The sequence below is a fragment of the Paenimyroides ummariense genome (assembly GCF_900115115.1).
Classification (GTDB): domain Bacteria; phylum Bacteroidota; class Bacteroidia; order Flavobacteriales; family Flavobacteriaceae; genus Flavobacterium; species Flavobacterium ummariense.
The window spans coordinates 1-14,495 of sequence record NZ_FOVI01000045.1 but is presented as its reverse complement, the minus strand read 5'-3'; the positions used below and the strand labels follow the sequence as shown (position 1 = coordinate 14,495).

The following is a 14,495-nucleotide window of genomic DNA, read 5'->3' as shown; positions in this document are numbered from 1 at the left end:
ACCTCAAGTTAACAAAATTTGAGGACAATAAAAAAAATCCCCGACAAAAAACATGTCGGGGATTATACCAAAGACCTTTTTAGACAGCCTCTTTTATTCTTCTATTCTATTTTGTAAGGCTTTAAAATACTGAAAAGCCTTAAATAATCTTGTGCCGTACCATGAAAACATTTCGCCATCTACAAAAATGGTTTTGGCATGATGCGTAACCCGACCAATTTCAAAAGCATGTTCTTCTTTAAAAGGATAAGGTTCAGACGATAACAAAACCAAATCAGGATCGCCTTGAATACGCATTTTTCTAATTTCTACTTCTGGGTAACGTCCTTCAAATTTTTCGTAAATATTTTCAAACTTGTTAAGCTTCAGCATTTCGTTGATAAACGTATCGCTTCCCGCCACCATATAAGGTTCCCGCCAAATTAAATACGCAGCTTTTTGCCATTGCTTTGTTTCCATAAAACGTTCAAAATCTGTATGGGCAAACTGTATTTTTTCTGTCCATTTTTTGGCATCGGTAGTACGTTTAAAAAGCTGTCCAAAATCGGTAATTGTTTTCAACGTGTCTTCAACCGTAACAATATCGGTCACAAAAACGGGGCAAATATCTCTTAAACTATCAACAATTTCTAATGTATTTTCTTCTTTATTGGCAATGATGACATCAGGATTAAGCGCTTTAATTTTTTCGATATGAACCTTTTTAGTACCGCCAACTATAATTTTTAACGATTTTAAATGATACGGATGCACACAGAACTTTGTAATTCCCATGATTTCGTTTTCCAAACCCAATTCGTACAAAGTTTCGGTTAACGATGGCACTAAACTGATGATGCGTTTTGGTGTTTCGCTAAAATGGTGTTGCGTTCCTAAATCGTCTGTAATTGTAAGCATTTTAGTTTTGTTCTAAAATTATTGCCATTGCTTTTTGAAGTTTCAACGCTTCGGTTCTGGCAGCTTCGGCAAAATCGGTTTGGTTTGATGCATAGATGATTCCGCGTGATGAATTGATTAACAAGCCAACTTGTTTGTTCATACCAAATTTGCAAACATCTTCCAAGCTTCCGCCTTGTGCTCCTACTCCTGGAACTAATAAAAACGAATCTGGAACTATGTTGCGAATTTCTTTAAAATATTCTGCTTTGGTTGCGCCAACAACATACATTAAATTTTCGCTGTTTTTCCAAGTTTTCGATGTTTCTAATACGGTTTGATACATTGGTTTACCGTCAATTTCCTGCGTTTGAAAATCAAAAGCACCTTCGTTTGATGTTAACCCCAATAAAATGGTGTGCTTGTTTTCAAAAGCTAAAAAAGGTTCAACCGAATCTTTACCCATATAAGGTGCCACGGTAACCGAATCAAAGTTTAAATCTTCTAAAAAAGCTTTGGCATACATGGTTGATGTGTTGCCAATGTCGCCACGTTTTGCGTCGGCAATGGTGAAAATATCAGGATACTTTTCGTTGATGTAATTGATTGTTTTTTCTAAAGACTGCCAACCTTTTAAACCGTAAGCTTCGTAAAAAGCGGTATTTGGTTTGTATGATACGCATAAATCATGTGTAGCATCGATAATTGCTTTGTTGAATTCGAAAATTGGATCTTCGGTTGCCAGTAAATGCTGTGGAATTTTGGTTAAATCAACATCTAAACCTACGCAAAGGAATGATTTTTTTTGCTGAATTTGATTGTATAGTTGTTTTGTTGTCATTTTTGTGAAACTTTAAAAACAGGCACAATGTTTATGTTTAGCCCCGATTGAGTGGATTAGCCTTTGCGGAGCAAAGCTATGAACGAAAGCGGGACGATGTTAAAAAAATGCCTAATGTTAATGCTTTAAAATAGAAAAAAAAGCCCCTTAAAAAAGAGGCTTTGCAAATATAATAAATTAAAATACTTCTGATTCTTTTAACTTTTCGGTGTTTGATACAAGCTGTAATTCATCGATAAATTTCTGAATTTTACCACTCATAACTCCGTCCATATCAAAAATATCCATACCAATTCTATGGTCTGTTACACGACCTTGCGGATAGTTATAGGTACGAATTTTAGCCGAACGGTCACCTGACGAAACTTGCGAATTACGCTTTTTAGCATCTTCTTCTTGCTTTTTAGCCAATTCCATTTCGTACAAACGCGAACGTAAAACGGTTAACGCTTTGTCTTTGTTTTTATGCTGCGATTTCTCGTCTTGGCATTGTGCTACCAAACCTGTTGGAATGTGCGTCATACGAACAGCCGATTTTGTGGTGTTTACCGACTGACCACCCGGACCAGACGAACAGAAGAAATCGATACGTACATCGTTCATATCAATTTGTACATCAAACTCTTCGGCTTCAGGTAAAACCATAACCGTAGCTGCCGATGTGTGCACACGACCTTGTGTTTCAGTCTGTGGAACACGCTGTACACGGTGAACACCAGCCTCAAACTTTAAAGTTCCGTAAACATCCTCGCCGGTAACTTCAAAAATAACTTCTTTGAATCCGCCCGATGTTCCTTCGTTTAAATCAACAACCGAAGTTCTCCAGCCTTTGGTTTCACAGAATTTTGTGTACATACGGAATAAATCCCCTGCAAAAATTGATGCTTCGTCGCCACCTGTACCTGCACGAATTTCGACCATTACGTTTTTAGCATCTTCCGGATCTTTCGGGATCAGCATAAACTTAATTTCGTCTTCCAATTCAGGTAAGCGTGTTTGTGCTTCGTCTAACTGCATTTTAGCCATTTCAACCATTTCGGCATCGCTACCGTCTGCAATGATTTCTTTGGCTTCGCTTATATTTCCTACAACATTTATATATTCCTCGCGTTTTTCAACCAAGGCTTTTAAGTCTTTGTATTCTTTATTTAATTGTACATAACGCTTTTGATCGGCGATAACATCTGGCTGAATAATCAAGTCAGAAACCTCATCATAACGTTGTTTTACATATTGTAAACGATCTAACATCATAATTTGAACATTTTCAGTCTGCAAATTTACGAAAAAAAGAGGAATGTTTATATAATTCCTCTTTAATTTCATTTATAGAATTTTGTTAAAAAACTAAGAATTATCCACATTTAGACGATCCACAATCTTTACAGGTTAAACAGCCTTCTTGATACATTAAATTTGTTGAACTGCAGTTCATACATTTTTGTCCGTTGGCTTCGGTTCCGTCTGGTACAAAGCGTTTCAATGCGCGCGCCACACCGTTTTTCCATGTGTTGATGGATTCATTATCTAACTGTAACGAATTAATTAAATCAACCACGTTTTCAATTTTCATTCCGTGACGTAAAGTTCCCGAAATTAATTTTGCGTAATTCCAGAAAACCGGATCAAAACGGTACGATAATCCTTCAATTGTGGTTTTATAACCACGTTGGTTTACATACTGGAAATCGTAACGTGTGTTACCTTTCTCATCGCGGTTTTTAATGATAAAACCTTCGTTTACCCAACGTGGAATTAAAATTCCGTCTTCATCATCAGCCAAACCGGTAAAAATTTCGTACGGCTGGTTATCGATTTTTCCGATAAAAGCAATCCATTTTTCTTTGTTATTTTGAAAACGAACTACATCTGCTTCTAAAATTTGCGGACGTTTGGTTGGAAACGAAACTTCTGTTTCTGCAACCGTTTCAGTTTTCTTTTCTTCTTTTTTATCGTTAGAAATTAAAACTCCTGAACGAGATCCGTCGCGATAAACCGTTACACCTTTACAGCCAACTTCCCAAGCTTTCATGTACAACTGACCAACCAATTCTTCGGTAACATCGTTAGGAACATTAATGGTTACAGAAATAGAATGATCTACCCATTTTTGAATGGCGCCCTGCATTTCTACTTTGCTGATATAATCAACATCATTTGAAGTAGCTTTGTAATAAGGCGATTTTTCAATCAACACATTAATTTCGTCTTGCGAATAGTTTTTGGCAGAATCAATTCCGTTTACTTCCATCCACATTTTAAATTTATGGTGAAAAACAACGTATTCTTCCCAAGAATCACCTACTTCGTCAATAAAATCTACACGAACATCTTTATCGTTTGGATTTACTTTTCTTCTACGTTTATACACCGGCATAAAAACAGGTTCGATTCCCGATGTTGTTTGAGATAAGATTGATGTTGAACCTGTTGGCGCAATGGTTAACAAGGCAATATTTCTACGTCCGTATTCCTGCATATCGTTATACAATTCCGGATCTGCGTCTTTAATACGCAACGCAAACGGATTGTTTAATTCGCGTTTAGCATCGTAAATTGCAAAGGCTCCACGCTCTTTCGCCATTTCTACAGATGAGCGATAAGCAGCCAATGCCAACGTTTTATGGATTTTTTCAGAAAAAGTATTTCCTTCTATTGATCCATAACGAATGTTCAACGCTGCCAACATATCACCTTCTGCAGTGATACCAACTCCGGTTCTACGACCTTCATCGGCTTTTTTACGGATTTCGATCCATAAGTTACGCTCGATACGTTTTACTTCTGCTTCTTCAGGATCTTGATCGATCTTTTCGATAATAGTATCAATTTTTTCCAACTCCAAATCAATAATATCATCCATCATACGTTGCGCAACAGCTACGTGCTTTTTGAATAAATCAAAATCGAAATAAGCATCGGCAGTAAACGGATTTACCACATACGAAAACAGATTGATCGCCAATAAACGACAAGAATCGTACGCACATAAAGGAATTTCGCCGCAAGGGTTTGTAGATAAGGTTTTGTAACCTAAATCGGCATAACAATCTGGCAACGATTCTTTAATAATGGTATCCCAGAATAAAATTCCCGGTTCGGCAGATTTCCAAGCGTTATGTACAATTTTTTTCCATAAATCGGCAGCATTCAATTCTTTTGAAAACTTTGGATTTTGAGAAAAAATAGGATATTTCTGTGTATACAATTCATTATTTCGTACAGCATTCATGAAAGAATCATCGATACGAACCGAAACGTTTGCTCCGGTAACTTTTCCTTGTTCTAATTTAGCATCGATAAAACTTTCCGCATCGGGATGATTGATTGAAACCGACAACATTAAAGCACCACGACGACCGTCTTGAGCTACTTCGCGGGTTGAATTAGAAAAACGCTCCATAAAAGGAACCAATCCTGTTGATGTTAAAGCCGAATTTTTAACCGGAGAACCTTTAGGGCGAATGTGCGATAGGTCATGCCCTACTCCACCGCGACGTTTCATTAACTGAACCTGTTCCTGATCGATCTTCATAATACCACCATAAGAATCACTATCGCCATTATTACCAATTACAAAACAGTTTGATAACGACGCGATTTGAAACGGATTTCCAATTCCTGTCATCGGGCTTCCTTGCGGAATAATATAAGTAAAGTTTTTAATCAGATCAAAAAGCTGTTCTTCGCTCATTGGGTTTGCATATTTTGCTTCTACACGAGCAATTTCTGATGCAATACGGCGGTGCATATCGTCTGGCGTTTTTTCATAAATATTCCCTTCAGAATCTTTCAAGGCATACTTATTAACAAAAACCGTTGCTGCCAAAACATCGCCTTTAAAATATTCTGTTGATGCTTTTACCGCTTCTTCATTGGTATATGTTTTTTTCATTTCTAAAACCTGTGGCTCTATTTCCATACTATATTTTTTTAATTTTTCTCTGTTGTAATCAATTCAAAAACAGTTAAGTAATTTGCTTTTTCTGTTGATAAATTCTTTTGCTAAAATTACATATTTTTAATTAACAAAACACAACTTATATTAAAATAAATTAAAAGTTATCAACAACAAAAAAAATCAATTAAAATCAAAAAGTTTACAAATAATTTTAATTAAAACACTAAATATCAACACTATAACATTTTATAAAATTCAAAAAGTTTACAAAAAATAAAAATATTTTTAAAACAACCAAACGAAATGATTTAAATTTAGGTAAAATTTAAAAAATTAATTATCAACAAAAATTGTTCATAACTTATCACTAAAAAAAGAACAAATTGAAGTTGAAAATCAAATAAAATACGATAATTTTGACATAGATTTTTACAACGATTAAGAGAATCAAGTGTAAGCCTTGAACTGTTGCGCAACTGTAAATGAGTGAGAAACTTATGAGTCAGACCTCTTGTAAAAACAGCGTTGCTTTCGCACTTAAAAGTAAATTGCTAGGAAACTTTCTTTTTTATATGAACGTATTCTTTCAAAATTTACTTCTATTGTTACATATAAAAAAATTTAGTTATGAGCATTTTTACCAAACGTGTTAATTACAAACCATTTGAATATCCGGAGATTTTAGACTTCACAAACGCTATTAATAAATCGTTCTGGGTACATTCTGAAGTAGATTTTACTGCAGACATTCAAGATTTTCATTCGCATTTATCACCAATTGAACAAGAAATTGTTAAGCGCAGTTTATTGGCAATTGCACAGATCGAAGTGAATGTAAAAACGTTCTGGGGCAATTTATATACACATTTGCCAAAACCGGAATTTAACGGTTTGGGAAGTACGTTTGCAGAGTGCGAATTCCGTCATTCAGAGGCTTATTCACGTTTGTTGGAAGTTTTGGGTTACAACAACGCTTTTGAAAACGTTATACAGATTCCGGTAATTAAAAAACGTATCGATTATTTGTCTGATGCCTTAAAACACTCAAAAGCCGAAGACAAAAAAGACTATTTAAAATCGCTGATTTTATTTACCATACTTATAGAAAACGTTTCGTTGTTCAGTCAGTTTGCCATTATTTTATCGTTCACGCGCTTTAAAGGTGCTATGAAAAATGTAAGCAATATTATTGCCTGGACATCGGTAGACGAACAAATTCATGCAAATGCCGGTATTTACATCATCAATAAAATTAAAGAAGAATTTCCTGATTATTTTGATACAGCTACGGTTGAAGAAATCAATCAAATAGTTAAAGAATCTATCGAGATTGAAAGTGAAATTTTAGATTGGATTTTTGAATACGGCGAATTGGAAACCATTTCTAAAAAGAATCTTTTAAACTTCATGAAATTCAGATTAGACGACAGTATGCGTCAGATCGGATTACAAAAAATATTCAATATATCAGAAGCAGACTATCAGCCAATGATCTGGTTTGAAGAAGAAATTTTTGCAAACAGTTTAGACGATTTCTTTGCAAAACGTCCGGTTGATTATACCAAACACGACAAAAGTATTACTGCCGAAGATTTATTCTAAAAGTAACATCAGAATTAAGTTTAAACATCTATTGTTACATCGAACAAAGTGAGATTTTTCTACTTCGATCGATCTAACCAACAAAAATAAAATCATCTATGGAAAGATTATGGTGGCTTAACGAAGAAAGCGAACAAATATTAAACCGCGGATACCTTTTAAAAGGCGAAACCCCACAAAAAGCAATTGAACGCGTTGCAACTGCAGCAGCACAACGATTATACAAACCCGAATTAGCCGAAGCTTTTATTGAAATGATCGAAAAAGGCTGGATGAGTTTATCATCGCCAATCTGGGCTAATATGGGAACAGAGCGCGGATTACCAATTTCGTGTTTTAACGTGTATGTTCCGGATCATATCGAAGGAATTACGCACAAGTTGGGCGAAGTTATTATGCAAACCAAAATTGGTGGCGGTACAAGTGGTTACTTTGGCGAATTGCGCGAACGCGGGAGTGCCGTAACCGATAACGGAAAAAGTAGTGGTGCGGTAAGTTTTATGAAATTGTTCGATACTGCCATGGATACCATTTCGCAAGGTGGTGTTCGCCGTGGTGCTTTTGCTGCTTATTTAGATATTGATCACGACGATATTAAAGAATTTTTAGATATTAAAAACATCGGAAATCCAATTCAGAATTTATTTACGGGCGTTTGCGTACCTGATTATTGGATGCAGGATATGATTGATGGAGATAAAGACAAACGCGAAGTTTGGGCTAAAGTTTTAGAAAGCCGTCAACAAAAAGGGTTGCCTTATATCTTCTTTACAGACAATATAAACCGTAATAAGCCAGAAGTTTACAAAGACAAAGAAATGCAGATTTATGCAAGTAACCTTTGTTCGGAAATTGCGTTACCATCGTCTAAAGACGAATCGTTTGTATGTTGTTTGTCATCAATGAATTTAGAGTTGTATGATGAATGGAAAGATACCGAAGCGGTTAAACTGGCAACGTACTTTTTAGATGCGGTTATGAGTGAATTTATTTCGAAAACCGAAGGAAATTACTATTTAACATCGGCTCATAATTTCGCTAAAAACCACCGTGCATTAGGTTTAGGTGTTATGGGATGGCATTCATATCTTCAGAAAAATATGATTTCATTTGAAAGCTTGGAAGCTAAAATGCTTACAAACCAGATTTTCAAAGAAATTGAAGATAAAGCAATGAAAGCTTCTCAAGACTTGGCTCGTATTTACGGCGAACCATCGGTTTTAAAAGGATACGGAAGAAGAAACACTACTTTGCTGGCAATTGCGCCTACAACATCTTCATCGGCAATTTTAGGACAAACATCTCCTGGAATTGAACCTTTCAGCAGTAATTATTACAAAGCAGGTTTGGCAAAAGGAAACTTTATGCGTAAAAACAAATACCTTAAAACGCTTTTAGAAGATAAAGGTATTGATACCGAAGAAACTTGGAGAAGCATCATGTTAAACCACGGAAGTGTGCAGCATTTACCAGAATTGAATCAAGAGGAAAAGGATGTTTTTAAAACGTTTAAAGAAATAAGTCAGTACGAAATTATTCTGCAGGCGTCAATCCGTCAGAAATACATCGATCAGGCTCAAAGTTTAAACATCAATATTCCGTCTAATCTATCGGTAAAAGAAGTAAACCGCTTGTTGATCGAAGCTTGGAAATTAGGTGTAAAAACGCTTTATTACCAACGCAGCCAAAGTGTATCAAAAGAATTTGTAAATAATTTAGTTACCTGTACAAGCTGCGAAGCTTAACAAATATTTTTAAAAATGACATTAGAAGAAAGAATTAAAAGCAGCGAAACACGAATTTTTAAAGCTGTTTTCCCAAATACAACAAATCACTACGACACGCTGTTTGGTGGAACTGCCATGCACATGATGGACGAAGTTGCTTTTATTACGGCAACTCGTTTTTCAAGACAGATGATGGTAACGGTTTCATCTGATAAAATTGATTTTACCAAACCAATTCCAGCAGGAACTATTGTTGAACTTATTGGAAAAGTTACGCATGTTGGTAACAAAAGTTTAAAGGTTTCGGTTGAAATTTATATCGAAGAAATGTACACCGATGTACGATATTTAGCAATAAACGGTGAATTTACTTTTGTTGCTTTAGATAAAGATAAAAAACCAACGAAGGTTATTAAGGAGTAAAGACAAAAAAGCAACTCAATTGAGTTGCTTTTTGCTATTTAACAGGAATATTCTTTAAAATTTCTATAAAAAATTTCCAGTATTTTTGAACTGATGAAATAGAAACACGTTCTTCTGGTGAATGTGCACCGCGAATTGTTGGTCCAAACGAAATCATTTCCATATCAGGATAATTAGTTCCTAAAATACCACATTCTAATCCGGCGTGGCAAGCTACAACATTCGCTTTCTGTCCGTTTTGTTTTTCGTACAATTCATCTAAAACTTTTAAGATTGATGAATTTGGATTTGGTGTCCAACCTGGATAAGACCCCGAAAAATCAACTTCGCATCCCATTAATTCGAATGCTGAACGTAAACTGTTCGCTAAATCGAACTTTGATGTTTCAACCGAAGATCTTGTTAAACACTGTATCTGTAATTTACCGTTACCTACGGTTACTTTTGCAATATTGTTTGATGTTTCAACCAAATCATTGAAATCGGCACTCATTCTGTAAACTCCGTTATGAGCCGTGTATAATGCGCGAACCAAATAATATTGAGCCATTGCTGGCATTACTTTTTCTGGTAACGTTTCATGTTTTTCAAAAATGATTTCTAAATTAGGTTCGGTCGTTGCAAATTCTGCTTTAATATCATTTACAACCGGCAACATATCAAACACAAAAGATTCATCGTACATTTTTGCAATAATCACATTTGCAACACTTTCACGCGGAATGGCATTACGCAAACTTCCGCCGTTAATGGTAGAAATCTGTAATCCGAAATTATCAAAACCATTAAAAAGTAAACGGTTCATAATTTTATTGGCGTTACCCAAACCTTTGTGGATATCCATACCAGAATGTCCGCCTTTTAAGCCTTTAACAGTGATCGTGTAAGCTACAGATCCATCGGGAGTATCTTCATCATCGTATTCTGCAACAGCAGTTACATCTACTCCACCGGCACAACCAATATCAATTTCATCGTCTTCTTCGGTATCTAAATTCAATAAGATATCGCCTGTTAACAATCCGCCTTTTAAGCCCATTGCGCCCGTCATTCCGGTTTCTTCATCAATGGTAAACAAAGCTTCAATTGCAGGATGTTCTATTTCTTTTGAAGCCAAAACCGCCATAATTGTTGCTACACCAATTCCGTTATCGGCACCCAAGGTAGTTCCTTTCGCACGAACCCAGTCTTCATCGATATACATATCAATTCCCTGTGTATCAAAATCGAAAACGGTATCGTTGTTTTTTTGGTGAACCATATCTAAATGCGACTGTAAAACAATTGTTTTACGGTTCTCCATACCGGCAGTTGCAGGCTTTTTAACAATTACGTTACCAACTTCGTCTACAATGGTTTCCAAACCTAAATTTTCACCGAACTGTTTCATGAAGGCAATTACACGTTCTTCTTTTTTTGACGGACGCGGAACTGCGTTTAAATCTGCAAAATGATTCCACAACGGAAGTGGCTCTAAATTGCGAATATCTTGACTCATATCTTTTAAATTTTAACCAAAGTTACTTATTATAAAACAAAAAAGCCACTTTAAACTGGGTTTAAAATGGCTGTCATACAAAATAAAAACAATAATTATTTTTAAGGTTACGCAACAATATATTTGTCAAATAACTTCTGTGCTTTCTTTTTTGTTACTTCTTTTTTATATTTTTTTTCAGAATCAATGTAAAATACTGGTGCGCTTTTACACATTCCCTGGCATTTCATTTTTTCTAACGAAACACTTTGGTTTAAACCTGTTTCTTTTAGTAATTCTTTTAAGCAAGATTTTGCTTCTTCATTGTATCTGCAACACTTTTTTCCATCGCAAAAATAAATTACCTCATTAAAAGATTTACATTTACTCATTATCCTTATCTTTAACGAGTACAAATATAAATAATTATTTTTATTTATTCTAAATAAAATATTTAAATGAAAAAAAAATATTTCTTTTTAACTGTATTACTGCTCTTTGTAATTTGTAGTTATTTGATAGGTCCTTTATTTCCTGAATTTTTTACTCATATATACAATCAAAAATTTTACAGCTATTTAGATAGTTTCTTACATTTAATATCGAACATATTTCCGTTTTCTTTGGGCGATGTGCTTTACGCCGTTGTTGTAATTTACTTTATTTACAAGTGTTTTGTATTGATAAAAAGAAAATTGTATAAAGATTTTGGTGTATTTATATTGACATCGGTTTTATTGTTCTTCGGAATTTTTCAGGTTTTTTGGGGATGGAACAATTACAAGTTTTCGGTTGCACATCAATTAAAATTAGAAAGAAGTTATACGCAAGCCGAATTAGATTCGATCACCAAAAAATTGACAGAAATTGTAAACAGCCAACAGTTTTTAATAACGAAAGATTCATTAAAAGAAGTATCGATTGATAAAGATTTAGAATTATTCAACAAAACTGCCAAATTGAACTATACAAAACTGCCTGATCATTTAAAGGAAATTTTGACTGATAATAAAATCAATGATGTAAAACCATCGTTTTATTCGTACTTACAGGCTTACACCGGATTTAGCGGATATTTTAATCCGTTTACACATGAAAATCAATTAAATATCGAAATTCCGACAATAGGAATGCCTGTTACAGTGGCACATGAAATGGCACATCAATTGGGAATTGCAAGCGAAACCGAAGCTAATTTTTACGGCTATAAAGTAATGTTGCAAAGCACCGATTTAAAGTTTAAATATGCAGCGAATTTATACGCTTTAAAATATTGTTTAAAACAGTACAGATATGAAAACGAAGAAACATATCAGTTACTTTTTAAACGTTTAAATGTTGGCGTTCAGCAAAATATTTTAGAAAGCGAACAATTTTGGCTAAGTAAACGAAATGTTTCTTCGTATTTTTTTAAGAATCTTTATGGGCGCTTTTTAAAAATTAACAACCAAAAAGATGGTATTCAATCTTATAATAAATTTGTTGATTTATTGATTAATTACAATAAAAAATATCTTGAAATTTAATTATCCTGCGGTTTAATATCTCTGTTTTTACGGTACGGACGAATAATTACACGCGATTCACGATCGAAAACAAAGTAATTATAAACCCAGCTCCAGAAAACCAACGTTTTGTTTTTAAAACCGATTAGCGAAAACAAGTGGACAAACATCCATACAAACCAAGCGAAAACACCATTAAAATGAAGTTTAGGCAAATCTACAACCGCTTTGTTTCTACCAATGGTTGCCATAGAACCTTTATCGTTGTAAACAAACTTTTTAAGCGATTGCTTTTTGGTTAATCGTTCTAAATTTTCTGCCAATAAATTTCCTTGTTGAATGGCTGGTTGTGCCATCATTGGATGTCCGTATTGATATTTTTCACCGTACATTGCAGCAACATCGCCCAAAGCAAAAACATCGGTAAAACCTTCCACCTGATTAAATTCGTTCACACGAATACGCGATGCGCGATCTATAGCTTGCGGCATTCCTTCAATCGGAGCACCCTTTACTCCTGCCGACCAAATTACCGCGTGTGTATCAAAAGATAATCCGCCATTGGTTTCGATCTTTTTACCATCATAATTAGTAACAATTGTTTTTAAATGGATTTTTACTCCTAAATCTTTTAAAAACTTTTCGGCTGCTTTTGATGATTTTTTAGACATGGCATCCAAAATATTATCAGATCCCTGAACCAGATTAATTTCCATCATAGAAATATCCAAATCGGGATAATCTTTAGGAAAAACGGCATTTTTCATTTCGGCTAAAGCTCCGGCTAATTCCACACCGGTTGGTCCTGCTCCTACAATTACGAAATTCATCAACGCTTTACGTTCGTTCATATCATTCGTTTGCAAAGCCAGTTCGAAATTTTCGAGTATAAGACTGCGTAAGTTTAAAGCTTCGGGTATGGTTTTCATTACCATACTGTTTTTTTCGATTTCTTTATTACCGAAATAATTATTGGTAGAACCGGTTGCAATTACCAAATAATCGTAATAGATCGTTCCGATATCGGTAATTACTTTTTTATTTTCTGTATCGATTTGTTCAACCAAAGTCATTCTAAAAAAAGCTTCTTTATGCTCTTTGATGATTTTACGCATTGGGTACGCAATAGACCCCGATTCTAATCCGCCGGTTGCCACCTGATACATTAATGGTTGAAAGTTGTGATAATTGTGTTTATCAAGCAAAACAACCTGAAATTCTTTGTTTTTTAACTTTTGAGATAATGCAACGCCTGCAAAACCACCACCTATGATAACGACTCTAGGATTGCTAGAATCTGGAATATTCATCATATTTAAAACTATTTGAATTACTACAAAATTACAAAGTAAATAGCAATAAATGCAGTATTATTTTGTTTTTGAGTGCTTAACTGATAATTGTAAAATATATTGTTATTTTGCGTAATAATTAACAATTAGTATGGCTCGATTAAATTTTCTAACACCAAATAGCAATGGAGAACGTGCAGAAGATATACTTACACGTGAAGAATTGTATCAAAAAATTAAAAGAAAATCGCTAAAAACTTTAAAAGGAATCGTTATTGTAAATATTTTAATATTAGCATTTTTTATAAGCTCTAGTTTATTATTTAAAATAACTGAGGATACAAAAACAGAAATTTTATCTTCATCTGTTTTAACATTTGCTGATTATGCTCTTGTAATTTTACCCGTTGCTTTTACAATGATTTGTGCCTACATAATTTTTAAAATAAGAAAAAACAATACTGTTGAAGCCTTATTGTTGAACATAAAAAACGCAAGAAAGGTACTAAAACTATATCTATTTTTAATTTTAACTGCCTACTTGATTATAATTTATATTACGATATATCAAACTATTGTATCGGGCACCAATGATGTAACATTAGACGAAAGTTGGTCTTTCTATACTGCAATAATTTTAGCTTGTGTGGTTTGTACTATAGTGATTTTACTTATATTATGGTTACTTTACAAACTATTATATAGTAGATTTTTAAAAAGCCTGACGAAGAATTATTATGTTTTGAAGGATATGATATAAAAAGAGGCTGTCTAAAAAGGTCTTTGGTATAATCCCCGACATGTTTTTTGTCGGGGATTTTTTTTATTGTCCTCAAATTTTGTTAACTTGA

The 14,495-nt window shown here is 34.3% G+C and carries 12 protein-coding genes; 5 read left to right on the top strand and 7 right to left on the bottom strand.

From position 1 onward, the window contains the following. Nucleotides 1–93: 93 nt before the first annotated feature. The 4 genes from BM253_RS16505 to BM253_RS16490 all read right to left on the bottom strand — a co-directional run bounded on the left by BM253_RS16505 (nt 94) and on the right by BM253_RS16490 (nt 5,639). The gene (locus BM253_RS16505) at nt 94–897 is read right to left on the bottom strand and encodes an ABC transporter substrate-binding protein (RefSeq protein WP_091526490.1); all 804 of its coding nucleotides are present in this window, start codon (nt 895–897) and stop codon (nt 94–96) included. A 1-nt stretch (nt 898) separates the two neighbouring features. Beyond that, nucleotides 899–1,717 carry an orotidine-5'-phosphate decarboxylase gene (gene pyrF, locus BM253_RS16500; protein ID WP_091526488.1) on the bottom strand — a complete coding sequence of 273 codons (819 nt, stop codon included), beginning with the start codon at nt 1,715–1,717 and terminating at the stop codon, nt 899–901. Between the two features lie 177 nt (nt 1,718–1,894). Continuing rightward, the gene (gene prfA / locus BM253_RS16495) at nt 1,895–2,968 is read right to left on the bottom strand and encodes a peptide chain release factor 1 (protein WP_091526492.1); all 1,074 of its coding nucleotides are present in this window, start codon (nt 2,966–2,968) and stop codon (nt 1,895–1,897) included. A 103-nt stretch (nt 2,969–3,071) separates the two neighbouring features. Continuing rightward, nucleotides 3,072–5,639, bottom strand: coding sequence for an adenosylcobalamin-dependent ribonucleoside-diphosphate reductase (locus tag BM253_RS16490; RefSeq protein WP_091526486.1), 2,568 nt, complete (start codon nt 5,637–5,639; stop codon nt 3,072–3,074). Between the two features lie 606 nt (nt 5,640–6,245). Here BM253_RS16490 and BM253_RS16485 point away from each other — a divergent pair. The 3 genes from BM253_RS16485 to BM253_RS16475 all read left to right on the top strand — a co-directional run bounded on the left by BM253_RS16485 (nt 6,246) and on the right by BM253_RS16475 (nt 9,370). Further along, nucleotides 6,246–7,220 (top strand): ribonucleotide-diphosphate reductase subunit beta, encoded by a 975-nt coding sequence (locus BM253_RS16485; RefSeq protein WP_091526485.1) that lies wholly within the window; start codon nt 6,246–6,248, stop codon nt 7,218–7,220. Between the two features lie 86 nt (nt 7,221–7,306). Next, nucleotides 7,307–8,965 carry a ribonucleoside-diphosphate reductase subunit alpha gene (locus tag BM253_RS16480; protein ID WP_262487598.1) on the top strand — a complete coding sequence of 553 codons (1,659 nt, stop codon included), beginning with the start codon at nt 7,307–7,309 and terminating at the stop codon, nt 8,963–8,965. 15 nt (nt 8,966–8,980) lie between these two features. Beyond that, on the top strand, nt 8,981–9,370 hold the full coding sequence (locus BM253_RS16475) for an acyl-CoA thioesterase (RefSeq protein ID WP_091526479.1): 390 nt from the start codon (nt 8,981–8,983) through the stop codon (nt 9,368–9,370). A 34-nt stretch (nt 9,371–9,404) separates the two neighbouring features. Here the strand turns inward: BM253_RS16475 and BM253_RS16470 are convergent, their stop codons facing one another. Then, entirely contained in the window at nt 9,405–10,868 is a 1,464-nt protein-coding gene (locus BM253_RS16470) for an aminoacyl-histidine dipeptidase (RefSeq protein WP_091526477.1), read from the bottom strand. Between the two features lie 107 nt (nt 10,869–10,975). Beyond that, the gene (locus BM253_RS16465) at nt 10,976–11,239 is read right to left on the bottom strand and encodes a (2Fe-2S) ferredoxin domain-containing protein (protein WP_091526475.1); all 264 of its coding nucleotides are present in this window, start codon (nt 11,237–11,239) and stop codon (nt 10,976–10,978) included. Between the two features lie 66 nt (nt 11,240–11,305). Between BM253_RS16465 and BM253_RS16460 the strand changes: the two genes are divergently transcribed. After that, a complete protein-coding gene (locus tag BM253_RS16460; RefSeq protein WP_091526473.1) occupies nt 11,306–12,373 on the top strand; it encodes a DUF3810 domain-containing protein in 1,068 nt (355 codons plus the stop codon). On the opposite strand, the gene BM253_RS16455 is transcribed toward BM253_RS16460, so the two are convergent. Beyond that, nucleotides 12,370–13,665, bottom strand: coding sequence for an NAD(P)/FAD-dependent oxidoreductase (locus tag BM253_RS16455; protein WP_177205815.1), 1,296 nt, complete (start codon nt 13,663–13,665; stop codon nt 12,370–12,372). The two genes, BM253_RS16460 and BM253_RS16455, sit on opposite strands and share 4 nt — an antisense overlap. Before the next feature lie 130 nt (nt 13,666–13,795). Here BM253_RS16455 and BM253_RS16450 point away from each other — a divergent pair, with 130 nt between their 5' ends. Further along, nucleotides 13,796–14,404 (top strand): hypothetical protein, encoded by a 609-nt coding sequence (locus BM253_RS16450; RefSeq protein WP_091526470.1) that lies wholly within the window; start codon nt 13,796–13,798, stop codon nt 14,402–14,404. The last annotated feature ends 91 nt before the right edge of the window (nt 14,405–14,495 follow it).

What these genes read in the sequence shown, in the direction of transcription:
- BM253_RS16505 (WP_091526490.1), bottom strand. Translation starts at nt 897, where the DNA reads ATGCTTACAATTACAGACGATTTAGGAACGCAACACCATTTTAGCGAA.
- pyrF (WP_091526488.1), bottom strand. Translation starts at nt 1,717, where the DNA reads ATGACAACAAAACAACTATACAATCAAATTCAGCAAAAAAAATCATTC.
- prfA (WP_091526492.1), bottom strand. Translation starts at nt 2,968, where the DNA reads ATGTTAGATCGTTTACAATATGTAAAACAACGTTATGATGAGGTTTCT.
- BM253_RS16490 (WP_091526486.1), bottom strand. Translation starts at nt 5,639, where the DNA reads ATGGAAATAGAGCCACAGGTTTTAGAAATGAAAAAAACATATACCAAT.
- BM253_RS16485 (WP_091526485.1), top strand. Translation starts at nt 6,246, where the DNA reads ATGAGCATTTTTACCAAACGTGTTAATTACAAACCATTTGAATATCCG.
- BM253_RS16475 (WP_091526479.1), top strand. Translation starts at nt 8,981, where the DNA reads ATGACATTAGAAGAAAGAATTAAAAGCAGCGAAACACGAATTTTTAAA.
- BM253_RS16470 (WP_091526477.1), bottom strand. Translation starts at nt 10,868, where the DNA reads ATGAGTCAAGATATTCGCAATTTAGAGCCACTTCCGTTGTGGAATCAT.
- BM253_RS16465 (WP_091526475.1), bottom strand. Translation starts at nt 11,239, where the DNA reads ATGAGTAAATGTAAATCTTTTAATGAGGTAATTTATTTTTGCGATGGA.
- BM253_RS16460 (WP_091526473.1), top strand. Translation starts at nt 11,306, where the DNA reads ATGAAAAAAAAATATTTCTTTTTAACTGTATTACTGCTCTTTGTAATT.
- BM253_RS16455 (WP_177205815.1), bottom strand. Translation starts at nt 13,665, where the DNA reads ATGATGAATATTCCAGATTCTAGCAATCCTAGAGTCGTTATCATAGGT.
- BM253_RS16450 (WP_091526470.1), top strand. Translation starts at nt 13,796, where the DNA reads ATGGCTCGATTAAATTTTCTAACACCAAATAGCAATGGAGAACGTGCA.